Below are 22917 nucleotides of genomic sequence, written 5' to 3'. Positions count from 1 at the left end.
ACGCCTATGGTCGAAACTCGCCAGACGCCCGAACCGGAGCCCGACGCGGGGTACACGGCGCGGCGGGGGACTCAGGCCCCCCGCGGTTTGCGGTAGCCGATGGTCTTGGTCTCCAGGTACTGCGAGAACCCCTCGACCCCGCACTGCCTACCCCAGCCGCTGCTCTTGTAGCCGCCGAACGGCGCGTCGGCGCCGTAGTACATGCCACCGTTGACGCCGATGGCCCCGGTCCGCACCCGGCGGGCCACGGCCATGGCCCGCTCGCGTGACGCCGACACCACCGCGCCGGCCAGGCCGTAGGCGCTGTCGTTAGCGATCCGCACCGCCTCGTCGTCATCACCGAACGGCAGGATCACCAGCACCGGGCCGAACACCTCCTGTTGGGCAATGGCCGCGCTGTTGTCGACGCCGACGATCACCGTCGGCTGCACGTAGTACCCACCCGCCAGCTCGCCCGGCAGATCCGTGACTTCCCCACCACCGGTGGTGATCTCAGCGCCGTCGCGGCGGGCTTGTGCAATCGCATCGAGCACCCGCTGCTGCTGCGCGGCGCTGATCAGCGGACCCACCAGGGTCTGCGGCAGCACGGGGTCACCGACCGTTACCCCCGCGAACGCCGCGGTGACCGCGGCGACCACCCCGTCGTAGAGCGAGGTGTGCACCAGCATCCGGGTGGTGGCCGCGCAGGCCTGCCCGGCATGCACGCACACTCCGACCGCACCCGGGATCACCTTGGCCGGGTCGGCGTCGTCGAGCACGATCAGCGCCGACTTCCCGCCCAGTTCAAGGAAAGTGCGCTTCATGGTGTCGGCGCTCTGGCGTGCCAGCAGCTTGCCCACGGCGGTGGATCCGGTGAAGGAGATCATGTCGACGCGGGGATCGGTGCCGAGCAAACCGGCCACCTCGTTGGATCCCGTGGGCACCACGTTGAGCACGCCGGCGGGGATGTCGGTGTGCTCGGCGACCAGCCGGCCGAGCCGGGTGGCGTTCCACGGCGTGTTCGGGTCGGGCTTGAGCACGACGGTGTTGCCGGCCGCCAATGCCGGCCCCAGCTTGTTGAGGATCACCTCGATCGGGAAGTTGGACGGGGTGATGGCCGCCACCACTCCGACCGGCTCCTTGACCACCGTGCGCATATTGCGCTCACCGAACAGCCCGCCGCCCTGCAACGGCCGCTCCCACTCGAACTCATCGATCAGCCGTGCCGGGTACCGCAGCGCGTCGGCCAGCGGCCAATCCAGCTGTGCCAGTTGGGTCGTCATCACTGGACAGCCCACTTCGGCGATCAGCTCGGTGCGCAACTCCTGCTGTTCGCCCTCCAGTGCGGACTGCAACTGCTGGAGGCATCGCTTGCGCAGTTCCCGGTTGGTCGCCCAGTCGGTGTCGTCGAACGCTCGCCGGGCGGCGCCGACGGCCCGTTCCATGTCGGCGGCATCGGCGGCCGCGGTGGCGCCCAGCACCCGCCCGGTCGCCGGCGCGATGTTGTCGAACTGCGCACCCGATGCCGCGTCGACCAGTTTGCCGTCGATCAGCATCCGCGGCTCGGCGGCCGCCGCGGCCCGTTCGCCGATCTCGACACTGGTGGCCGTAACGTCGCCGGCGTCTTTCGGATGCCCAACCGTAACCATTACAGTAGAATACTCCAATTGGTCGGATGTCAGGAGCGTGCCGAGTTGACCAAGGTCATGGACGGCTTCCGAGTACTGGAGGTCGCGCAGTTCACGTTCGTCCCGGCAGCCGGGGCGATCCTGGCCGACTGGGGCGCCGACGTCATCAAGGTCGAGCACCCGGTGCGCGGCGACACCCAGCGCGGATTCATCCGGATGGGCGGTTTCGAACTCGACCCCGACCGGCATCCGCTGATCGAGCATCCCAACCGCGGCAAGCGCAGCGTCGGCATCGATGTCTCGACCCCCGACGGGCAGCAGGTGCTCTACGAACTCGCCGCGACCGCGGACGTCTTCCTGACCAACTACCTTCCGCGGGCACGGCAGAAGAACCGGTTCGACGTCGAGCACATTCGTGCCGCGAACCCGAACATCATCTACGCGCGCGGCAGCGCGTACGGCGACAAGGGCCCGGAGCGCGACATCGGCGGTTTCGACGGCACCGCGTTCTGGACCCGCAGCGGCGTGGGCCACGCGCTGAGCCCAGAAGAACTGGGAGCGCCGCTGTCCCAGGGGATTCCCGCGTTCGGCGACTCGGTCGGCGGCATGAACATCGCCGGCGGTATAGCCGCGGCGCTGCTGCATCGGGAACGCACCGGGGAGGCGCTCGAGGTCGATGTATCGCTGCTGTCCACCGCGTGGTGGGCGGCCGGCGCCAGCGTGACGCAGGGGATGGAGACCGGCGAGGCCATGCGCTCGCTGATGCCGCAATCCGGTGGTTCCCCGGCGAATCCGTTCCTGGGCAACTACACCACCTCTGATGGCGGCACCATCAACCTGTGCATCGTTAGCCCAACCGGGTACATCCGGGACACCTTCGAGCACCTCGGTATTCCCGAGGCCGCCGACGACCCCCGTTTCTCCGACGTGCTGCCGTTGATGGAGAACGCCGATGCGGCCAGTGAGTTGATCGTCGCCGCGATCGGCGCCAAGCCGTTCGAATACTGGCGTCAGCACCTCAAGACCATGAAGGGTCAGTGGGCGCCGTTCCAGAGCCTGGTCGATCTCGGCTCCGACGAGCAGGCCATCGCCAACGACATGATCGTGGAGGTCGAGGCCGGCGATGGCGGGCCGGCGTTCAAGGTGGTCCGAGGTCCGGTGCAGTTCAACCACGAGCCGCTGGAAACCACCCGCGCTCCGCAGGCGTCCGAGCACACCGAGACGGTGTTGATGGAACTCGGAATCGACTGGGACCGCATCGAAAAGCTGAAGGAGTCCGGCGCTATCGCCTAGCCTGCCGCAGATTTCTCTCTGCTCGGATCGAAGTTGAAGTTCGCGATGGCAGTCGATACACCGTTGCCGATCGGGCCGGACGTGTCGAACAGCGCGGCGCTGCCAGTCGCCACGCCCGCGTCGCTGTAGTGGGTCAGCGACGCCAGCCCGATATAGGGGCCGACCGGCAGCCTGCTCAGTGTCAGGGTGTAGTCGGCGTTGATGAACGCCAGTCCCTTGGTGCTGAAGTTCGTCAGCGAGGCGGTGACGTCGACGGCCATCGCGGCCCGCACGAACGGCGTGAGTTCTTCGCCGTCGACCAGATCACGGATCTCGCGCAGCCACGCGTAGCGCGGACCGGCGTGCTGCCACGGGAAACGGCCACCGTCGTCGCTGCCGTAGGTCTGGATGAACATCGGCACGGATTCGTCGAAACTCGCAGGCTCCACCGGCGCCGAGGGCATCGTGACATCGGTGGTGTAGAACTCACCGTCGGGCTGGGTGCCACGCCGCAGATACAGTGCCGATGCGCGGGCCACCAGTTCGCCGTCCTGCGTCATCGCGGCGTCTATCGCGCGCATCCGCGACCCGGCGCGGACCACCGACGCGGTGACTCGCAGCGGCTCGGTGGCCACCCGGCGCAGGATCTCGACGGTGAGTCGCGCGGGCTGCAGGTCGTTTTCGGGCACGTGTTGCTCGACGGCGCGGGCCAACAGGCCACCGACCACCTGTCCCCCCAGTGTCGGCCCCCACCCGCCGTGGGCGATGGGATTGGGCACCAGGTCGTTGTCGCGGCGAACCGTGAACGGGATCATGTCTTGCTGCGCTCCAGGTAGAACTTGGCGGCGCGCCGGATCGCGTCCTCGGTCGGTTCCGGATGCCAGCCCAGTTCGCGGGTGGCCTTGCTGTGGTCGGCCGGCGACGTCAACGCCATGAGCCGGGCACCCGTTGCGGTGAACGCGAAGTCTCGGCGCAACAGCGCCCCCAGCGCCCCGACGAGATGCCCGGCGATATGCAACACCGCCATCGGTACGCCGAAGCGGGGCGGCGTTGCCCCGACCTCGTGAGCGGCGATGGTGAGCATCTCGCGCTGACTCATGTACCGCTCGGAGATGATGTAGCGCTGGCCGATCCGCCCCCGTTCGGCGGCCAGGATCATGCCTCGGGCGGCATCGTCGATGCCCACCACCTCCGATCCCACACCACGCGCGTAGGCCGGCATCCTCCCCTGCGCCGCCAGCTGGACGAGCATGCCCTGGCGCGGCTGCCAGTCCGGCGGACCGTACGGATTCGACACGTTCGTGACGACTGCCGGCACGCCGCGGTCGGCCGTGTAGGACAGCACCAGCCGCTCCGCCTCACGACGGGAGGCGATGTAGGCCCCACCTTGGTCGGCCCAGTTGAACGGCGTTTCCTCGTCCACGGTTTCGCCGTTGCGCCCCACCGCGATAGTGCCGATGGTGCTCAGGAAGACGAACTTGTCGAGGTCGGCATCCGCGGCCACCTCCAAGACATTGCGCAGCCCCTCGACGTTGGTGCGAAACAGCGGTGCGGGATCACGGAGTTCCGCGCGGGTGTCGACGACGCAGTAGTACACCACGTCACGGTCTGCCATGGCCGCGGCGACGGCCGCGGTGTCGAAGATGTCGCCGTAGCACCGCTGCACGTCAAGTCCGTCGATGCCCTTGGTGGAACTCGAACGGCGCAACAGCACGCGCACGTCGTCGCCGCGGGCGACCAACTGCCGGGTGACACAGGCGCCGACGTTGCCGCTGGCGCCCATGACGAGGCCCCGGCGTCGCCCGGCCGATTCGTTGTTCGCTGTCATCGCCTCAAACCCCGCTGTTCAACCTGCGCTAGCGTACATTACTGTAAGCATTACAGTTAATAGACCCGTTGCGCGGAGGTTCCATGCAGAAGGCGCTAGCTCCCGATATCTCGACCTGGCCGGCGGATAGTCCGCAGCTGGTCGGCAGTCGCTGCGCGGACTGCGAGGCCACGGTGTTTCCAGCGCAGCCGCGCTGCCCGAGCTGCAGCGGTGACCAGATGGCACAGCAGCTGCTCCCGCGCACCGGAACCCTGGTGGCCTGGACCACCCAGGGTTTCCCGCCCGGCCCACCGTATCTGGGCCCGACGGGGAAGGACTTCGTCCCGTTCGGAGTGGGCCTGGTGCAGCTCGGCGATGCCGTGCGGGTGGAAGGCCGGCTCACCGAGAACGACCCTGAGAAGCTGGAGTTCGGTATGCCGGTGGAGCTGACCATGGTGCCGTTCGCCACTGACGCCGACGGCACCGAGATCATCACGTTCGCGTTCCGGCCGATGGAGCAGGGCGCATGAACGATGTCGCCATCATCGGGGTGGGATTGCACCCGTTCGGCCGCTTCGAGGGCAAGTCTGCGATGCAGATGGGGGTGGATGCCATCTTCGCCGCGGTCGCCGACGCCGGCGTGGACTGGAAAGACATCGGCGCCGCGACCGGCGGCAGCTGGACGGTGGCCAACCCGGATGCGATCGTCGGCATGGTCGGGCTGTCGGGCATCCCGTTCACCAATGTGTTCAACGCCTGCGCGACGGCGGCCAGCGCCGCCAAGGTCTGCGCGGACGGTATCCGGCTGGGCGACTACGACATCGGTATCGCCGTCGGCCTCGACAAGCATCCCCGCGGGGCGTTCACCGAGGATCCAGCGCTGGTCGGGATGCCTCGCTGGTACGCCGAGAACGGCCAGTACCTGACCACCCAGTTCTTCGGCATGAAGGCCAACCGGTATCTGCACGATCACGGTATCTCCCAACAGACATTGGCCAAGGTCGCCGCCAAGAACTTCCGCAACGGGGCGCTGAACCCGAATGCGTTTCGGCGCAAGCCGATCTCCGAGGAGGAGATCCTGGGCTCGACGATGCTGAACTACCCGCTGACGCAGTACATGTTCTGCGCACCCGATGAGGGGGCGGCAGCGGTGGTGATGTGCCGCGCGGACATCGCGCACCGCTACACCGACAAGCCGGTGTACCTGCGCGCGGTGGAAGTCCGTACTCGCCGCTACGGCGCCTACGAGGTCAACACCACCTTCGCGCCGGTCACCGAGGACGTGGCGCCCACCGTCTACGCCGCTCGCGCCGCGTTCGAGAAGGCCGGCGTGGCACCGCAAGACGTCGACGTCATCCAGCTGCAGGACACCGACGCCGGCGCGGAGATCATCCACATGGCCGAGTGCGGCTTCTGCGCCGACGGCGACCAGGAGAAGCTGCTCGCCGAGGGCGCGACCGAGATCTCCGGGTCGCTTCCGGTCAACACCGACGGCGGGCTGATCGCCAACGGCGAGCCGATCGGCGCCTCGGGCCTGCGTCAGCTGCACGAGCTGGTGCGCCAACTGCGCGGCGAGGCCGGTGACCGCCAGGTGCCGGGCGAGCCCAAAGTGGGGTTCGCCCAGCTCTACGGGGCGCCGGGCACCGCTGCGGCCACCATCCTGACCCGCTAGTGACCGGGAGGCACCTATGAGCGGCAGCCAGTTCCGCGACGCACCGATCTTCGATGCCGACCAGCACATGTACGAAACCCCCGAGGCGCTGACCAAGTACCTGCCGGAGAAATACTCCCGCGCAGTTCAATTCGCGCAGATCGGCCGCCAGACCCGGATCATCATCAACAACCGCGTCAGCGACTTCATCCCCAACCCGACGTTCGAGCGGGTCGCCGCCCCCGGCGCCCACGAGAAGTTCTTCGCCGGCGAGAACACCGAGGGACTGACCCTGCGCGAGATGCAGGGACCCGCCATCGCGGCGCCGGCAGCCACCCGCAACCCCGCCGACCGGGTCGCCGAACTCGACCGCCAGGGTGTGGTGGAGGCGCTCAACTATCCGACGCTGGCCAGTCTGGTGGAGCACTCCAGCGCTGATGACCCGGAGCTCACGCCGGCCATCATTCACGCGCTGAATCAGTGGATGGCCGAGCACTGGACCTACAACTACGACGGCCGGGTCTTCTCCACGCCGATCATCAACCTCTCCGAGGTCGACGGCGCCCAGCGCGAACTGGAGTACATCCTCGATCACGGCGCCGCTGTGGCGCTCATCAAACCCGGGCCGGTCAACGGCGTCCACGGCTGGCGCTCGCCGGCGCTGCCGGAGTTCGACCCGTTCTGGCGGGATGTGGAAGCGGCCGGCCTGCCGATAGTCCTGCACGCCAGCTTCCCGCCGCTCGACGATTACGTCGGCAAGTGGGAGCCGCCCTATACCCAGAATTTCATGGCGCAAAGCGCATTCCGCTGGATGGTGCTGGGCCATCGGGAGATCGCCGACATGATCACCGCGCTGATCTGTCACGGCACCCTGACCCGCTTCCCCAGGTTACGTATCGCCAGCGTCGAGAACGGCAGCTCCTGGATCGCCCCGTTGTTCCACGACTTCGGCGATCTGTACAAGAAGATGCCGCAGAACTTCCCCGAGCACCCGCACGAGGTGTTCCGGCGCAACATCTGGGTCAGCCCGTTCTGGGAGGGCGCCGTCTCCGATGTCGTGGATACCGTCGGCTGGGACAAGGTGCTGTTCGGATCCGACTATCCACACCCCGAAGGCCTGGCCGAGCCGAAAGGCTTCTGGAAGTATGCCGAGGGCATGGAGGTGCGGCGCACCTATGACTTCATGGGTGACAACGCCCGGCGATTCATGGGCCTGCCGATCGCCAACCCGGACCCGGCGGCCACCAAGCCGCCAGCGCTGGCCGGTGCCTGACCGTCCTTGACTCTGCAGTCAGGGCTGCGGCACAACGTGGTTCAGCAACCCTGACCGCAAAATCAACGCAACGTCACTTCGGCGCGAAGCGCTGGCCGCCGTCCAGGCGGATGCACTGGCCGTTGAGCATCGGGTTCTCCACGATCGCCGCTGCCAGCTTGGCGTACTCCTCCGGGCGGCCGAGCCGTTTGGGGAACGCCGCGTCCTTGGTCAGCACCGCGGCGAACTCGTCCGGGATCCCCTGGGTCAGGCCGGTGGCGAACAGGCTGGGAGCGATCGCCAGCACCCGGATGCCCACGCCCCCGAGATCGCGGGCCATCGTCAGGCACATCCCCGCGATGGCGGCCTTGGATGCGGTGTAGGCGATTTGGCCGATCTGGCCCTCGAACGCCGCGATCGAGGACGTATTGATGATCACGCCGCGCTCGTCGTCCTCCGGCTCATTGGTGCTCATGTGCCAGGCGGCGAGTCGACTGACGTTAAAAGTGCCGACTACGTTGAGATCCTGGGTGCTGCGGAACGTCTCCAGATCGTGCGGCCCGTCTCGTTTGATCGTGCGTTCACCGATACCGCCGCCCGCGGTGGTGCCGCCGGCGGTGGTGACGACGATGTGCACGCCGCCCAGAGCCTTGACCGCCTCGTTCAGCACCTGCTCGATCCCGGCGAAATCGGTGACGTCGGCGTCGAAGAAGTGGCCGTCGATCGATTCGGCGACCTCCTTGCCCTTGGACTGCGGCCGGTCCAGGATCGCCACCTTGGCCCCGCGGTTGGCCAGCAGCTCTGCTGTCGCTTTGCCGAAGCCCGATGCTCCGCCGACGATGATCGCGCCTTTGCCTTCGATCTCCACGAACGTTCCCCTTTTCGGATACGACAACCCGGGACCCGGCCCGGCGCCTATACTATAGGCCTTCCCGTAATGCATTCGGGACACCGGCTCAGCGCATCACCCGCCCGGCGACTGGGCCCAGCACCGCGCGGATGCGCGGCGAGAGGTAGACGGCGAACAACCCGTTGAACACGTCCTCGCGCAGCCGGGTCAGCGTCGAGGTCTTGATCCGCCACTGACCGTCGGTCTTCTCGTAGGTCTCGGTGTAGTGACCGTAACCACGCAGGTTCACGCCGGGTCCGAACCGCACCACGTCTTCCAGTGCCCATACCCCGCCGGCGGTGGTCGGCGAGGTCAACTCGATGTCGGGTGCATGAACCTGGTGGACAGTGGGTTGATCTCGCAGACTTTTGCGGGTGAAGGCGACGAATTCGTCGGCGCCGCTGATGAGTTTGCCGCCGGCGCGGGAGGTGTCGCTGACGAAGTCGTCGGTGAACAGGGCACGCCAGGCGGCCCAGTCCTTGGTGTCGAGGTAGCGGCAGTAGCGGGACTTCAGGCGTTTGATCGCCTCGATCTCGGTGGCCGCGTCGTCAGTCATGGTTCGCCACCGGTTCGTAGCGCAACATCGTGACGTCATGCTCCGGGTAATCGCAGAACACCGGCCGCACCCGCATACCGACGACCAGGTCCGCGGGATCGACGTTGACCAGCTCGGTGGAGAACCGTGGCCCTTCATCCCACTCGACGATCGCGAGCAATTGCGGCACGGCGTCGGCGAAGTGGATGCCGACCGGCCGGCGGGCAACCGTAAAGGAGTACAGCGTGCCCATCCCGGAGATCTCGCGCCATTCCAGGTCGTCGGCCAGGGTGCGCGGCGCCCGGACCCGCGGGTAGAACACATAGCTGTCAGTCGACGGCGAGTACTGGATGACGATGCGGTGCTGCGCCAGCGCGTCCCAGAACGGTGCGGTGGTGGGTGTCTTCACCGGCATCGGGCGTTCGAAGGTGGTCATCGGTGCTCAGTCTCCTTCCAGGATAAGAGCGGTCTGTTCGCTCAGAATGCCGCCGTTGCCCGAGACGAAGGCCCGGTTGCAGTCGGCCACCTGGGCGGCACCGGCCCGGCCCATGACCTGGCGCGTGGCGTCACAGACATGGTGCATGCCACCGGCCAGGCCGGCCTGCCCGAATCCGAGTTGGCCGCCGGCGGTGTTGAGCGGGAAATCGCCGCGGAAGGTCAAGTCGTGGTCGGTGATGAACTGCATCCCTTTGCCCTTCTCGCAGAAGCCGGCGTCCTCCAGCGACAGCAGCACGGTGATGGTGTAGCAGTCGTAGATGGAGACCATGTCCATGTCCGCGCGGGTCAGGTCAGTCATCGCAAAGGCGGTGTCGGCGGCCTCGGCGATCGGAGTGGCCAGCAGGTCCGCGGCGTAGGTCGGGGTCTTGAACGGCACATGCTCACCGAAGCCTTTGACCCACACCGGACGGTTTCGGGCTCGCCGGGCGACCTCGGCGTTCGCGATCACCACGGCGGCACCGCCGACGCAGGGCATCACGATCTCCAGCATGTGCAGGGGATCGGCGATGATCGGGCTGGCCAGCACGTCCTCGACGGTCAGCGGCGTGTCACGCCAGATGGCGCCGTCGGTGTGGTTGGCGTTGATTCGCTGGTCGACGACGAGCTTGGCCATGGCCCGCTCGTCGTAGCCGTATGTCGCACCGTAGCGGGTCGCCACCTGTCCGTAGGGGCCGTTCTGGCCGAGGTTTCCGTAGGGGATCTCAAATTCGGCCTGCGGCGACCCGTATTGGTTGCTCGACGAACCGAAGAACATCGCGTCGACCAAGGGCTTGGGTTTTTTCTCCGACATCGGGGTGATGTAGCGGGCCGGCAACGCGCACAGCACCACATCACAGATGCCGAGTTCGATTGCGGCCGCCGCACGCCACACCATGGCGGCCGCACTGGCACCGCCCAGGTCCACGATCTCGGCGAAGCGGGCCGACACGCCCAGGTATTCGGCGATGGTCGAGGGGACGAAGATCTCCGACTCGCCCAGGTGCGAGGTGACGATGCCGTTGACGAGTTCACCTGATAGCCCTGCGTCGGCGAGCGCATCCGCGCTCAGCTCGGCCCATTGTTCGAGCGTGAACGGGGCCGGGCCGGCTTTGTTCATCCGCTCGGGCGGCAGCTCGACGTACCCGACGATCGCGGCCTCTCCTCGTAATCCCATGTGTTGTCCTCTATCTGAGTGCGGTCACTTGCGGGGCAGGCCGAGGATCATCTGGGCGATGACGTTCAGCTGGATCTCGTTGGTGCCGCCGCCGATCAGCTCGGCCGGCGACAGCAGGTACGGTTCGACGACGGCCGGGTCGGAGTCGGTTGTCATCGCCAGCCGCCCGGCAATGGCCAAAGTGGCCCGGAAGGTGCTGCGCAGCAGGACGTTCATCGCCACTTTGGCGATGCTTGATGCCGCCCCCAGGCCCTGCCCGTCCAGCAGTCTGATGGTCTCGCGTACGCCGAGCGCCTTGATGGCATTGGTGTAGGCGTCGAGCTCGCCCAGCGCCCGAGCCGCGTCGTCGCGCTGCTCGCCCGGGGCGGCTGCCAGCCGCCGCAATGCGACAGCCCGGTCGAAGTGGACGTATCCGCTGATGGCGGAGCGTTCTTCGGCCATGGTGGCAAGTGCCAGCTGCCAGCCCCCGGTGGGCTCGCCGAGCAGCATGTCGTCGGGGACGAAGACGTCGGTGAGGAAGACCTCGTTGAACTCGGAGTCACCGGTGGCCTGCACGATCGGCTGGATCTCGATACCCTCCGAGCGCATGTCCACGATGAAGTAGCCGATGCCGCGGTGTTTGGCCGCGTCGGGATCAGTTCGGGCCAGCAGTGCGCCGTAGTCGGCGCGCTGCGCACACGACGTCCAGATCTTGTGTCCGTTGACGCGCCAGCCGCCGTCGACCTTGACCGCCCGGGTGGTCAGGGACGCCAGGTCCGAACCGGCCCCGGGTTCGCTGAAGAGCTGGCACCAAGCCAGATCGCCGCGCTGCGTAGGCGGAATCAGCCGCTGGCGCAAGGCATCCGGCGCTGCCCGCAGGAGCGACGGTAGGATCCATTCGGCGATGCCCAGCGACGGCCGCACCAGCGCAGGGCGGTTGGCGAATTCCTCGACGATGATGAGCTGCTGCAACGGGGTGGCGTCGATACCCCACGGCGCCGGCCAGTGCGGCGCGATGAGTCCGGCTTCGGCGATCAGGGTTCGCTGCGGACCTGTCTCGAAGTGCGGGTAGTCGCCTTGCCGTCCGGGTCCGTCGTTGCGCAGGAAACTCGCAGCATCGAGCGTCGCGGCGATCTCCGCCCGGAACTCGGCTTCGGCGCCGCCGAGATCGACAGTGAAATCCCGCTGCTGCGTGGTGGTGAGCTCACCGAGGCGCCGTGCCCAACCGGTGACAGTGCCGATCGATGCGGCGATGCTGGTGGCCCGGCGCCAGTACAGGTGCAGGTCGTGTTCCCAGGTGAAGCCGATGGCGCCGAACATCGTCAGCGTGTCCAGGACGGCATCCGGGCACGGCGCGATGGCAATCAACGCGGCAGCCGCGGCCGCCATCTCGTGCTGGTCGGGTTCGTCGGAGGCCGCGCGAACGGCGTCCCAGGCGGCAGCACTGGCCAGTTCGCTGTTCACCAGCAGCATGGCCGCTTGGTGTTGCAGCGCCTGGAAAGTCCCGATCAGCTTGCCGAACTGTTCGCGGGTGCGCAGATGTTGGGTAGCCGCCTCGACACACCAACCGGCGATACCTGCAGATACCGCCGCGGCGAGCCCGACGGTGAGCCATTCGGCACGGCCGGGGTCGATACCGGTCATGGCGTCTGCCGCCGCCGCGGGGTAGCCGGTAAACGTGATCGTTCCCACGTCGGTGAGCAGATCGGTGCCCGCGGCCGGCCGGACCGCCACTTCCGGCCGGGACATGTCCACGGGCAGCCAGATCGCCGCACCGTCGGTGAGCTCGGCGCAGACCAGCGCGAGCCGCGCCGAGCAGACAGCCGAGATCAGTTCGGCGGCACCGTCGATGAGCCATCCATCGCCGGTCGGATGTGCGGTGAGCTTCGCGTGTTGCGGCAGGACCACGGTCGCCGGCGCACCCGATGACAAGGCGCCCAGAAACGCCTCGCGGGCGGGTGTCGCATCGGCGAGCAGCCCGACCGCTCCCGCGGTGACCGTCGCCAGCAGCGGCCCCGGCAGGGACGCTTTTCCGGCGGCCTCCAGGACACCGGCGGCGTCCAGCAGGCCTCCGCCCTGTCCGCCGCACGACTCGGGCAGGTGGACGGCGTGAAACCCGTTGGTCACCAGCTCCGGCCACCAGCCGGGCAGTTCGCCGGCCGCCAGCGAGTCGAAAGCCTTACGGGTGTCGGCGGTCGGCGCGTGCCGGGCGGCGAAGCGCCGCAGTGATTCACCGAGTTCCCGCTGCTCGACGGTGAGTGCCACGCTCACGAGCCCTCCTGATTCTTGGTGCGCCGCCTGCTGCGGAAGAAGCCGGCGGCTTCGGCCAATGCATCGGTGGTGGGCCTAGGGGTCCAGCCCAGTTCCCGGACAGCCTTGTCGTGATTCATCGGCGACATGATGTGCATCAGTCGTATCGACAGCGGGGTGAGTGCGGTGTCGCGCCGCCGCAGCCGGGCCGCGAACTGGGCGAAGTGTCCCAGTGCCGACATCACCGCGAACGGCACCCCCAGCCTCGGGGGCTCGACATCGACCGCGGCGCACGCCGCCCGGTAGATGTCACGAGCACTCATGAACCGTTCGGAGACGATGTAGCGTTGGCCCGGCCTACCGCGTTGCCCGGCCAAAATCAGGGCGCGCGCCGCATCATCGACGCCGACGACCTCGGCTTGCGCGCCGGAGATGTAGAAGGGCAGCTTCCCGCGGACGGCAGCGGCGACCAGCCCGCCGTGCGGGGTGGGCTGCCAATCGCCGGAGCCGTAGGTGTTGGCGACACACATCGCCACCGCCGGCAGGCCCTTCTCCCGGTGGTAATCCAGCACCAGGTTCTCCGCCTGCACCCGGCTGCGGATGTAGTCCCCGCCGCTGTCGAGCCAGTTGTGCGCGGTGCGCTCATCGGCCAGACCGTGATCGACCCGCCCGATGGTTCCGATCGAACTGGTGAACACGAACCGGTCCAGTTCCGCACCGGCCGCAACATCGAGGACATGGCGCAGGCCCTCGACGTTGGTGCGGTACAACGGTTCCGATTCGCGCAACCAGGCGCGGGTATCGACCACGCAGTAGTAGACGACATCGCATCCGCTCATCGCCGAGCGCACGGCGTCCTGGTCGAAGATGTCGCCGCGCCGGATCTCGACATCGAGGCCGTCGATCGCGCGTGTCGAGCTGGTGGCGCGGATCAGGACCCGAACGTCTTCGCCGGCGCCGACGAGTTGTCGGGTGACGTGGGAGCCGAGAAACCCGCTTGCCCCGATCACCAACTTCTTTCTCACCATGTGTCTCGCTGCTGGCCGATGATGTGGCCGCCGCAGATGGCGCAGGACAGCGTCGGCAGCAGCCGGTGCCCTTCGCCGGGCACGGGGTCGGTGGTCTCGCGGACAGTCAGTTCGCCCTCGTTGAGCACCACAGCGCGCATCGTCATTCTCCTGTGTCGACGGTTAACTCGGTTGCGCAGCCGCAATATCGAAGCTGGTGAGCATGCGCGTCAAGGTGAAACGACGGCGCGCGATCCGCCAGCCCTCGCTCGTCGACACCAAATCGTCGCGGTATTGGCCGACCGCATCCACCCACTGCTTGGGGTCGGCGGCGAGCGCCTGCACGGTGTGCACATAGGTCACGGCGGTGGCGTGGTGGTCGTCGACGAGGTCGATGACCATGTTGTGCAGCATGTGCTTGGTGTCGCTCGTCGGCTCGTGTGTCACCGCCATGAACTCGGTGAGGGACGTCGCGTCGGACCACCGGCCGATCTCGCCGTAGTCGGCGTCGACGTCGTCGGTGAAGCAGGTCCGAAACAGCTCCCAATCCTTGGTGTCGATCGCGGTCGCATACTGCAGCAGGACATCGGTGATGTCGGCTTTCGCAGCGGCGTCCTCGGTCATGGCCCTACCCCTTCAATGGTTGGATCGGCCTTTGCGGCCCACAGTGATTCGATGCGTGCCGCGGTCTCCCGCACAGCGGCACCGAGGTCACTGACCTCGGATGGCGTCATGGTCGCGAACGGGGACGCCCCCACCGACATGGTGACCGTGCCATCCGCGTCGTGGATCGGTGCGGCCACGTTGGCGACCCGGTGCTCAGTGCTGTCGAGCTCACCGGGCAGGTAGTCCACCACCGTCAGGTCGGCGAAGGCGCTGGCCAGCCGGGCGGTGATCTCGTCGGGCTCGCCCTCGGCGGCCAGCGCCTGCAGCGCCGAATAGACCCGGACATATTCGCGGCTCATCCGCTCGATCGCGTACCCGCGGCTGCGCACTTCGTCGAGCACCGCGCTCAGCCGCCGGCGCAGGCGCGGTGAGGGGGCGCCCAATCCTCCTAGCCACTCCCGTCTGACCTGCTCGCCGGCCTCGGCGACGAACTCCCGGCAGAACGGGGCCACTATCGGCATCCGAAACCCGACACTGACCAGCGGTGCCGCGAGTGATTCGCCGACGGTGTCGGTCACCACCACCGTCGGCCCCTGCCGGGCGCCCAGCACGACCTGCATGCCGACGGTGTCGGAGAGCCGCTGCAGTTCCGGGCGAAACGCCGCCTTGTTGACCGGCCGGGTCAGCGCGGCCAGCGCGGGCCCCCATGAGTAACCGCCGGAGTGCCGGTCACGCACGATCCACTGCCGAGCCGCCAACGTGGTGACGATCGCGTGGCAGGTCCCGTGACTGATATGGAGAATCCGGGCGATCTCCGACAGCGAGAAGCTGCGTTCGGGGTCAGAGGCCAACAGTTCCAGAATCCTGATCACCCGCTCGGTCGGCGGCGACGACACCGCCCGGCCGGCCTCGCCGATATTCGCGGTCATATCAGGTGTTTTCGGCGGCTACACGCGCGCGCTCGCGCACCGAGGCGACCACTCCACCGTCGTTGAGGATATCGGTGCCGGTGAGGTAACCCGCCTTGGCGCTGGCGCAGAACGCCAGCAGTTCCGCCATCTCTTCGGGCTTGCCCCAGCGCGGGACCGCAGCGTCGGCGACCAGCGCACCCGCTCCGGCCTGCTCCTCCAGCCGGCCCATCTCGGTGTCGATCGAGCCCGGCGAGACGGAGACGATGCGTAGTCCGCGGCCATTGAACCGTTCCGCCTGCGAACTGCTGTACCAGCGCACGAACGCCTTGCTCACGGCATAGGCGATACCCGAGCGCACCTCCGCCGGCATCGGCTCGCAGACCGCCGCCATATCGGCCAGGAAGGAGTCGGCGTCGCGCAGCGCCACCGGGAATTCGCCGACCGGGACCAGTTCCTCCGGCAACAGATGCGCGGCCATCGACGCCACGTTGACGATCGCAGCCCCTTCGGGCGCAACACCGTAGAACGCCTCATTGACGTTCAGCGTGCCGATCGCGTTGGTCCGCATGACGTAATCGGCCTCACCCATGCTCGGGCTGACCCCGGCGGCGTGGATCACCGAGGCGATCGGCCCGACGGCGGCTGCGGTGTCGAAGAGCCGTGCGACGGCGTCGGGGTCGGTGACGTCACCGTTGATGACCGTGACATCAAGGTATTTCAGCGCGGCGGCCGCGGCGTCCAGCCGGTCCTGCCGGACATCGCAGAGCACCACCGCATGATCGCGTCCGACGACCTTCGCGGTGGCCACTCCCATGCCTCCTGCACCGCCGGTGATCACCGATACCTTCGGCATGACTCCCTCACTTCCCCATGGCGGCGCTGATCGCCTGGGCCATGAACGCGACCGACTCGTTGCGGCCCATCGAAGCGAATAACTGCGCCGCGCCGGTGATCTCGTCGCCGACGTACACTGTGGGCCCGTTGCTGAGGTTGTTCAGTGCCGTGGCCACCGCTCGCTCGACGGGCGCGGCGCCGGGCGGCACCTGTTCTGTCGACCCGATCTGGCCGCGTTCGTGCTCGAGCCGCCGCAGCGCCGGGGTATCGGTCTTGCCCAGGATCAGGCCGATCACGTCGACGCCGGTGTCACGCAACTCGCACCAGAGTGCCTCGGCGAACACCATGTCAAAGGCTTTGGACGCACCGTAGGCCACCATGTTGGGGCCGCCGACGAAGCCGGCACCCGAGCCCAGGATCACGATGGCGCCCGCCCCGCGCTGAACCATGGCCGGGGCAAGGGCATGGCAGAGCTGCATCGGCACGACGCAGTTGCGCTGCACCATCGCCTCGGCCGCCGTAATCGAGTTGTCGAGAAAGGGTTTGAAGTCGGGGTCGGCGCCGGCGCAATACACCAGGAACCCGATGTCCAAGTCGCTCGCCGTGTCGATCACGGTGTTCGCCGCGCCGGGTTCGGTGAGATCGACCGCCACGGTTCGGGTTTGGACGCCATGACGTTGCGCGATCCCGGTAGCGACCTCGGCGAGCAGCTGCCGGCGGCGCGCCACGAGCAACACGTTGAGCCCACCTTGGGCCAGCGCCTCGGCGAAGGCCGCGCCGACGCCGTCAGAGGCGCCGACGATCAGCGCCCATGGCCCGTACTTGCCGACATCGACCGTCACATTTTCGAACGATACGTCGAATAGTCGACGCAAGCAAGATCAGCAGCCCGCAGCGAACCGGTGGGCCCGGCAGACTTCGGCCAGGCGCTCATTCCGCCTATGCCTTGGCCAGCTGCTTCTGGGCATACCGGCGCGCCCACTCGGCACGCGGCCGGATCGAGACGTCGACATCGGTGGCCTTCGCGCGCAGCGCACCCACCGTCGCCTGCTCGCGCGGGGTGTGGGCGAACGGATCCCAGCTGAAGAACCGCGCGGAGTTCTGCCAGGTGATTTTGTTGATGTCGGAGTCGTCGGCGCCGGCGGCCTCCAACTCGGCGAGCACCTGTTCGGGGGCGTCCGGCCAGAAGCAGTCCGAGTGTGGGTAGTCGCACTCCCAGGCGATGATGTCGATACCGATCTCGTGGCGCAGCTTCAGCGAGGTCTTGTCGGTGACGTAGCAGGCCAGCGAGTGCTCACGGAACACCTCCGAGGGCAGCTTGTCGCCGAAGTCGCGTCGCAGCCACTTCTGGTTGGTGTAGTGCCGGTCGCTGCGGTCGAGGTAGAACGGGATCCAGCCGATGCCGCCCTCAGAGAACGCGAACTTCAGATTCGGATAGTTGCGCATCGCCGGGCCCCACAGCAGGTCCTGGGCGCACATCGCCGAGATCTGGGTGGCCAGGATGATCATGTTGTCGATCGGGGCGTTGGGGGCCATGCTGATTGCCCCGAAGCCGGTGCCGATGTGCAGGCACATCACCACGTCTTCCTCCGACAGCGTGCGGAACACCGGCCCCCAGTAATCCTCGTCGTGATAGCTGGGCAGGCCCTCCAGGTGCGGCAGTTCGGGCATGGTGACCGCCCGGCAGCCCTTGGCCGCCACCCGGCGGATCTCCGCGCACATCGCTTCGGGATTCCAGGTCGGCAGGATCGCGATCGGGATGAACCGGCCCGGCGCCGAGCCCGCCCACTCGTCGATGTGCCAGTCGTTGTAGGCCGACACCATCACCAGCGTGACGTTCTCCCGGGTCATGTTGAGGTGGCGCGCGGAGAACCCGGTGAAGGTCGGGAAGCACATCGAGGCGAGGATGCCGTTGCGGTTCATGTCGCGGACGCGCTCGTGCACGTCGTAGACGCCGGGGCGCATCTCGGCGAACCCGGCGGGGTCTCGGCCCCACTCCTCGGCCGGCCACGACACCACCGCGTTGAGCCCGCTGACCCCTTGCGGGCGGCCCTGGTACATCCACTGGTCGACGCCCTTGTCGTCGGTGACGACGATGGGTGCCTCGTCCTTGTATTTGGCGGGCACGTGGCGCAGGAACATGTCCGGCGGCTCCACCACGTGATCGTCGATGCTGACCAGGATCAAGTCGTCGATGTTCATGCCTCTACTAGTACCCTGGAAAACCGTGACCGTCTCCGCGCGTTCGGCCATAGACTTTGCAGAACCGGCCAACATCGATCTGCGTCGGGGCGGCCGTGCCCGGGCCGGCAGCTACCTCTACGAAGGCCGGCATCTGATCACCGGGTGGCACTCCCACGACATGCACCAGATCGAGTACGCCGTCGGCGGCGTGGTGGAAGTCGAAACCGCCGCGGCGCACTACCTGCTGCCCCCGCAGCAGGCGGCCTGGATTCCGGCCGGGCTGGAGCATCAGGCCGTCATGCGCCCGGAGGTGCGCACCGTGGCGGTGATGTTCGACCCGGAACTGGTGGCGCATGCCGGTGATCGCGCCCGCATTCTGACCGTCTCGCCGCTGATCCGGGAGATGATGCTGCATTCGCTGCGCTGGCCGATCGAGCGACCCGATGGCGACACGGTCTCCGACGACTTCTTCCGCACGCTGGGTCATCTGGTCTCCGCAGCACTCGACCACGAGGCCCCGCTGAGCCTACCGGTCTCCGATCACCCGATCGTGGGCCCGGCGATGGTCTACACCAAGGCGCGTCTCGCCTCGGCGACCGCGGCCGAGGTGAGCCGCGCTGTCGCGGTCTCCGAGCGCACGCTGCGCCGGCAATTCGAAGCGGTGACCGGGATGTCGTGGCGGACGTATCTGCTGCACGCCCGGATGCTGCAGGCGATGGCGCTGTTGGCGGCGCCCGATCAGGGGGTGCAGCAGACGGCTACGGCCGTCGGATTCGACAGCCTGTCCGCGTTCACTCGGGCGTTCACCAGGTTCGCCGGCGAAGCGCCGTCGCGCTACCACCGCCGGATCACGGCGGTTTAGCGAGGCTCGACGCAGGAGAGCCGAAGCTGGGACCGCCGCATGGGCACGGCGGTTTAGCGAGGCTCGACGCAGGAGAGCCGAAGCTAGAAGCGCCGCATCCCGCAACCAAACTGATCCACATCTAGCCCAAAGGATGAGCGTATGACGGACTGGCGTGCCGAAGGTCTTCGAGTTTTCCGGGAGATGCTGCCGGGGGTGCTGCCCGACGGCGACGTCGACTTCCACCACGGATTCGCGCCGGAACTGATGGATATCGGCGTCGAAGGTGTCTTCGGCCGGCTGTGGTCACGTGAAGGGCTCGCCCGCCGAGACCGCAGCCTGCTCACACTGGGCATGCTGATAGCGCTGGCCGCCGAGGAGGAGCTCGAGTCGCACTTCCGGATCGCCGAGCGCAACGGACTGAGCCGTGACGAATTGGCCGAAGTGTGCTGCCACGCCACCGGTTACGTCGGCTTCCCAGCTGCCAACGCAGCGAAGAAGGCGGCCGTACGGGCCTTCGCCTGGCCGGCCGACAACGGCGACACCGCCGTCACTTGACCAGTGGCGGCGAATAATTCGGCTTGCCCAGCCCGAGCACGTACTGGGCGATCATGTTGCGGAACACCTCCAGGGTGCCGCCGTAGATGCCGACCAGCGGAGCGAACCGGTAGACGTAGTCCGACGCACCGTCGTCGATGGCGCCGTCGGTGCCGATCGGCAGCGCCGATGCGCTACCCAGCAGGTCCATCAGATCCGGTGACACGTCGCGCATCGTCTGCGCGAGCGCGACCCGGCCGAAGATCGACGGGGCCGACAGTGACGCCTCCACCCGGGCGGCTGCCTTACCCAGCCGATACGCCACTGAACGATCCTCGATACTGCCGGTACTCCCGACTACGGCACCCGCCTTGTCGACGGCCTCGGCCATGAAATTGGCCTGATGCATCATGATCGAAACGTCTGCCAGCCCATCCACAGCCGCGTCCACCGCGCCGTGCTCGACGTTGAGCGGCTCGCGCAGCACCGTCCAGCCGCCGTTGACCTCCCCCAGCCGGTATTTGTCGTCGACGCGGACATCGCTGTAGTAGACGATGTTGGTGCGGTCACCGTCGACGGTGCGCAGTCCCTGGATCTCGATGCCCGGAGAGTTCAGCGGCACCAGGAACATGGTGAGGCTCTTGTGCTTTCGTGCCGCCGGGTCGGTGTTGGTGATCAAGAAGACGTACTGGCAGTTGTGCGCGCCGGTGGTGAACATCTTGGATCCGTTGATCACCCAGCTGTCGCCATCCCGCACCGCGCGGGTCTTGCAGGTCGCGATATCCGAGCCGCCTTCGGGTTCGGTGTAGCCCAAGCAGAGCCGGATATGTCCGCTGAAGACACCCGGAAGAACCTCCTCGCACAGTTCCGGCGTGCCGAACGACACCACCGAGCGCGCCACCATGGCCGTGGTCCCCCAGGTGACCCACGGCACGTGGGCGCGCCGCTTCTCCAGCTCCCAGATGCGCCGGCGAACCCGAGAGAAACCGCCGTCGGCCTCGGTCTTCCATTCCTTTTCCAGGTACCCCGCGGCGCCCAGCGCCAGGTGCACACCCTCGTCGAAGTTGTCCCCGGTCTCGCGGTCCCGGCGTTTGACGTCCTCGGTCACGTGGGTGGCCAGGAAGGCGCGCACCTCATCCAGGAATTCCTGGTCGTCGTCGGTCAGTACGGGTCGTGAGAAGTCCATGATGTTCGGTGTCCTTAGATGGCTGCGCGGTAAGCGGTTTCACGGGCGGCGACGATCTCGGCGATCCGGCAGGCACTGGCGCCGGGGTCGCCGCCGGCCAGCGGCCAGCCCCGGGCTCGCACCAGATACGCCGTGGCCGCCGCCTCCGTTGAGACCCCCAGGCCACCTTGAATGTGCACCGCCATGGTGGCGGCCTTGGCGGCTTCCTCGGCCATGAACACGAACGCCGAGGCGGCCAGCTCCGGGCGCTCATCGGGCTCGTTGTCCAGAAACCAGCCGGCGCGGTAGGCCAGATTGCGACCGCTGGCAACGGTGATGGCCATGTTGGCCAGCGGGTGTGAGATCGCCTGCAGGGTCCCGATCGGAACCCCGAGCGTGTAGCGGGTCTTGGCGAACTCCGCGGCGATCGTCATGGTCTGCTCCACCATCCCGACCAGCGCGGCGGCGGTCAGCAGCCGCCATTCATCCAGCGCCCGCTGGTATTCCGCGACGGCGTCGGCACCTTCGGCCAGCACGGTCCGGGCGTCGGCGGTGTCGGGGTCGATCCAGGCCATCGGCAGCCGGCCGATGTTGTCGACGGTCGCCGGCCGGGTATCGAAGACCAGGCGGGCGATCTGGTCACCGTCGCGGACGATGATATCGTCGGCGATCGAACCGGTGGGAAGCAGCCGCGGGCCCACAGCGCTGTCCTGATGCGGGTCGAACGCGACCAAGCGTGTCCCGGTGACGATGTCGCCGTTCGACAGTGCGCCGAGCCGTTCCAGTAGCCGTGCGGCGCAGACATGGTCGATCCAGGGCACCGGCGCCAGCGCCCGGCCGATCTCCTCGGCGACCAGGGTGAGGTCTACCAGGGTGGCGCCGTCGCCGCCGGCCGACTCCGGCAGCGCCATCGTGGTGGCGCCCATCGCGCACAGCCGCTCCCACAGATTCTTGTCGAAGCCGGATTCCTCGGCGGCACGTACGGTTTCGATATCGCAATGGGTGGTGAAGAACTGCCTGTAGGCGGCCTGCAGCGCCTGGTGATCCTCGGTCAGGCTGTAGTCCAGCCTGCGCAACTCGAAACGGTCCATATCAGCTCTCCTGTTCGGGGACACGCGGGTCGGTGAAGAAGAAGTCGTTGGCGTTGCGGTACAGGTACTTGTCCATCACCTCGTCAGGCAGGTCCAGCGCGCACGCTTCGGGCACCACGCGGTTCATCCGCAGCACCGGCCAGTCGGAGGCGAAGATGATCTTGTCGGCGCCGCGGGTGCGCATGTAGTGCAGCAGCGCCCCCGGCAACCGCTTCGGCGACCATGCCGACGTCATCAGTCGCAGGTTGCGGTATTTGATCAGCATGCGGATGGCAACGTCCCACCAGGGGTCGGCGCCGTGGATCATGCACAGCCGCAATTCCGGGAAGCGCACGCAGACCCGATCCAGGTGAATCGGATGCTGCACTTCGCCGGGGATCGGCGGGCCGGGAATACCGGTGTTGACGCATAGCGGCAGATCCAGTTCTGCGCACTTGGCGTACAGCGGATAGTAGACAGCGTCACTGGGCGGGTATTGGCCATCGCCCCAGAAGCTGGGCCCCACCACGGCGTAGGCGACCGGCAGATCCTTGACCACGGCACTGAGTTCGCGCAGCGACGGTACCGGCCGCAACAGGTTCGCCCCGCCCATCGCCAGGGCGAAACGATCCGGCCTGTCCGCCACGAACTTTCGCGCGGTCACCGATGGCTTGGTGAGGTTGTCCATCAAGATGGCCTTGGCCACACCGTTGGCGTCCATCTCGTCGAGCAGCGCCGACATGTCGACCGGATCGAACATCGACGCCGGCCCCTTGAAGTACTCGTCGCGCGTCTTGCGCATCCAGGCCGGCTGTTCGCTTTCGCCGAAGTGCACATTGACGAGGCAGTCGATTGCTCTCATGTTGGCT

24 protein-coding genes are annotated in these 22917 nt (G+C 67.4%); 6 read left to right on the top strand and 18 right to left on the bottom strand.

The features are described 5' to 3' along the window. Positions 1 to 71: 71 nt before the first annotated feature. Positions 72 to 1628, bottom strand: coding sequence for an aldehyde dehydrogenase family protein (locus G6N23_RS03455; protein WP_085261784.1), 1557 nt, complete (start codon positions 1626 to 1628; stop codon positions 72 to 74). 57 nt (positions 1629 to 1685) lie between these two features. On the opposite strand from G6N23_RS03455, the gene G6N23_RS03450 reads away from it, so the two are divergent. Further along, a complete protein-coding gene (locus G6N23_RS03450; RefSeq protein ID WP_085261870.1) occupies positions 1686 to 2900 on the top strand; it encodes a CaiB/BaiF CoA transferase family protein in 1215 nt (404 codons plus the stop codon). Here the strand turns inward: G6N23_RS03450 and G6N23_RS03445 are convergent. Together G6N23_RS03445 and G6N23_RS03440 are read right to left on the bottom strand one after the other, a co-directional pair. Continuing rightward, on the bottom strand, positions 2897 to 3694 hold the full coding sequence (locus G6N23_RS03445; RefSeq protein WP_085261783.1) for a thioesterase family protein: 798 nt from the start codon (positions 3692 to 3694) through the stop codon (positions 2897 to 2899). The two genes, G6N23_RS03450 and G6N23_RS03445, sit on opposite strands and share 4 nt — an antisense overlap. Continuing rightward, positions 3691 to 4707 carry an NAD-dependent epimerase/dehydratase family protein gene (locus G6N23_RS03440; protein WP_085261782.1) on the bottom strand — a complete coding sequence of 339 codons (1017 nt, stop codon included), beginning with the start codon at positions 4705 to 4707 and terminating at the stop codon, positions 3691 to 3693. The genes G6N23_RS03445 and G6N23_RS03440 overlap by 4 nt, the downstream gene beginning before the upstream one ends. Before the next feature lie 83 nt (positions 4708 to 4790). On the opposite strand from G6N23_RS03440, the gene G6N23_RS03435 reads away from it, so the two are divergent. From G6N23_RS03435 to G6N23_RS03425, 3 genes are read left to right on the top strand one after another with little or no spacing between them, the layout of a single operon-like run. Beyond that, complete coding sequence (locus G6N23_RS03435; protein WP_085261781.1) at positions 4791 to 5216, top strand: Zn-ribbon domain-containing OB-fold protein; 426 nt, start codon at positions 4791 to 4793, stop codon at positions 5214 to 5216. Beyond that, the gene (locus G6N23_RS03430; RefSeq protein WP_085261780.1) at positions 5213 to 6358 is read left to right on the top strand and encodes a thiolase family protein; all 1146 of its coding nucleotides are present in this window, start codon (positions 5213 to 5215) and stop codon (positions 6356 to 6358) included. Before G6N23_RS03435 ends, G6N23_RS03430 begins: the two co-directional genes overlap by 4 nt. Before the next feature lie 16 nt (positions 6359 to 6374). Further along, entirely contained in the window at positions 6375 to 7610 is a 1236-nt protein-coding gene (locus tag G6N23_RS03425; RefSeq protein ID WP_085261779.1) for an amidohydrolase family protein, read from the top strand. Between the two features lie 73 nt (positions 7611 to 7683). Here G6N23_RS03425 and G6N23_RS03420 read toward each other — a convergent pair whose 3' ends face one another. The 12 genes from G6N23_RS03420 to G6N23_RS03365 all read right to left on the bottom strand — a co-directional run bounded on the left by G6N23_RS03420 (position 7684) and on the right by G6N23_RS03365 (position 18453). Next, entirely contained in the window at positions 7684 to 8457 is a 774-nt protein-coding gene (locus G6N23_RS03420) for an SDR family NAD(P)-dependent oxidoreductase (protein ID WP_085261778.1), read from the bottom strand. Positions 8458 to 8545: 88 nt separating this feature from the next. Next, complete coding sequence (locus G6N23_RS03415; RefSeq protein WP_085261777.1) at positions 8546 to 9034, bottom strand: nuclear transport factor 2 family protein; 489 nt, start codon at positions 9032 to 9034, stop codon at positions 8546 to 8548. Next, on the bottom strand, positions 9027 to 9449 hold the full coding sequence (locus tag G6N23_RS03410) for a Zn-ribbon domain-containing OB-fold protein (RefSeq protein ID WP_085261776.1): 423 nt from the start codon (positions 9447 to 9449) through the stop codon (positions 9027 to 9029). Before G6N23_RS03410 ends, G6N23_RS03415 begins: the two co-directional genes overlap by 8 nt. A gap of 6 nt (positions 9450 to 9455) precedes the next feature. Next, positions 9456 to 10664, bottom strand: a complete 1209-nt coding sequence (locus tag G6N23_RS03405; RefSeq protein ID WP_085261775.1) for a thiolase family protein — start codon at positions 10662 to 10664, stop codon at positions 9456 to 9458. Between the two features lie 24 nt (positions 10665 to 10688). After that, entirely contained in the window at positions 10689 to 12914 is a 2226-nt protein-coding gene (locus tag G6N23_RS03400; RefSeq protein ID WP_085261774.1) for an acyl-CoA dehydrogenase family protein, read from the bottom strand. Further along, positions 12911 to 13921: an NAD-dependent epimerase/dehydratase family protein gene (locus G6N23_RS03395; protein WP_085261773.1), complete on the bottom strand. Its 1011-nt coding sequence runs from the start codon at positions 13919 to 13921 to the stop codon at positions 12911 to 12913. The genes G6N23_RS03400 and G6N23_RS03395 overlap by 4 nt, the downstream gene beginning before the upstream one ends. Next, positions 13915 to 14067: a hypothetical protein gene (locus G6N23_RS03390; RefSeq protein ID WP_179961152.1), complete on the bottom strand. Its 153-nt coding sequence runs from the start codon at positions 14065 to 14067 to the stop codon at positions 13915 to 13917. The genes G6N23_RS03395 and G6N23_RS03390 overlap by 7 nt, the downstream gene beginning before the upstream one ends. A 16-nt stretch (positions 14068 to 14083) precedes the next feature. Further along, on the bottom strand, positions 14084 to 14524 hold the full coding sequence (locus G6N23_RS03385; RefSeq protein ID WP_085261772.1) for a nuclear transport factor 2 family protein: 441 nt from the start codon (positions 14522 to 14524) through the stop codon (positions 14084 to 14086). Continuing rightward, on the bottom strand, positions 14521 to 15435 hold the full coding sequence (locus G6N23_RS03380) for an IclR family transcriptional regulator (RefSeq protein WP_085261771.1): 915 nt from the start codon (positions 15433 to 15435) through the stop codon (positions 14521 to 14523). Before G6N23_RS03380 ends, G6N23_RS03385 begins: the two co-directional genes overlap by 4 nt. A 1-nt stretch (position 15436) precedes the next feature. Then, positions 15437 to 16270: an SDR family oxidoreductase gene (locus G6N23_RS03375; RefSeq protein WP_085261770.1), complete on the bottom strand. Its 834-nt coding sequence runs from the start codon at positions 16268 to 16270 to the stop codon at positions 15437 to 15439. 7 nt (positions 16271 to 16277) lie between these two features. Beyond that, positions 16278 to 17093, bottom strand: a complete 816-nt coding sequence (locus G6N23_RS03370; RefSeq protein WP_085261769.1) for an SDR family NAD(P)-dependent oxidoreductase — start codon at positions 17091 to 17093, stop codon at positions 16278 to 16280. Positions 17094 to 17190: 97 nt separating this feature from the next. Next, complete coding sequence (locus G6N23_RS03365; RefSeq protein ID WP_085261768.1) at positions 17191 to 18453, bottom strand: amidohydrolase family protein; 1263 nt, start codon at positions 18451 to 18453, stop codon at positions 17191 to 17193. 25 nt (positions 18454 to 18478) lie between these two features. Here G6N23_RS03365 and G6N23_RS03360 point away from each other — a divergent pair, with 25 nt between their 5' ends. Both G6N23_RS03360 and G6N23_RS03355 read left to right on the top strand, forming a co-directional pair. Then, entirely contained in the window at positions 18479 to 19297 is an 819-nt protein-coding gene (locus G6N23_RS03360; protein WP_085261767.1) for an AraC family transcriptional regulator, read from the top strand. 141 nt (positions 19298 to 19438) lie between these two features. Then, on the top strand, positions 19439 to 19834 hold the full coding sequence (locus tag G6N23_RS03355) for a carboxymuconolactone decarboxylase family protein (protein ID WP_165758712.1): 396 nt from the start codon (positions 19439 to 19441) through the stop codon (positions 19832 to 19834). Here G6N23_RS03355 and G6N23_RS03350 read toward each other — a convergent pair. The 3 genes from G6N23_RS03350 to G6N23_RS03340 are packed head-to-tail and all read right to left on the bottom strand — an operon-like array spanning position 19827 to position 22910. Continuing rightward, positions 19827 to 20999 (bottom strand): acyl-CoA dehydrogenase family protein, encoded by a 1173-nt coding sequence (locus G6N23_RS03350; RefSeq protein WP_085261765.1) that lies wholly within the window; start codon positions 20997 to 20999, stop codon positions 19827 to 19829. The genes G6N23_RS03355 and G6N23_RS03350 overlap by 8 nt on opposite strands. Positions 21000 to 21013: 14 nt before the next feature. Then, the gene (locus tag G6N23_RS03345) at positions 21014 to 22069 is read right to left on the bottom strand and encodes an acyl-CoA dehydrogenase family protein (RefSeq protein ID WP_085261764.1); all 1056 of its coding nucleotides are present in this window, start codon (positions 22067 to 22069) and stop codon (positions 21014 to 21016) included. A 1-nt stretch (position 22070) separates the two neighbouring features. Next, positions 22071 to 22910, bottom strand: coding sequence for an amidohydrolase family protein (locus G6N23_RS03340; protein ID WP_085261763.1), 840 nt, complete (start codon positions 22908 to 22910; stop codon positions 22071 to 22073). Positions 22911 to 22917 lie beyond the last annotated feature (7 nt).

Source organism: Mycolicibacter terrae (genome assembly GCF_010727125.1).
GTDB lineage: Bacteria > Actinomycetota > Actinomycetes > Mycobacteriales > Mycobacteriaceae > Mycobacterium > Mycobacterium terrae.
This window is presented reverse-complemented; position numbering and strand designations above follow the sequence as displayed.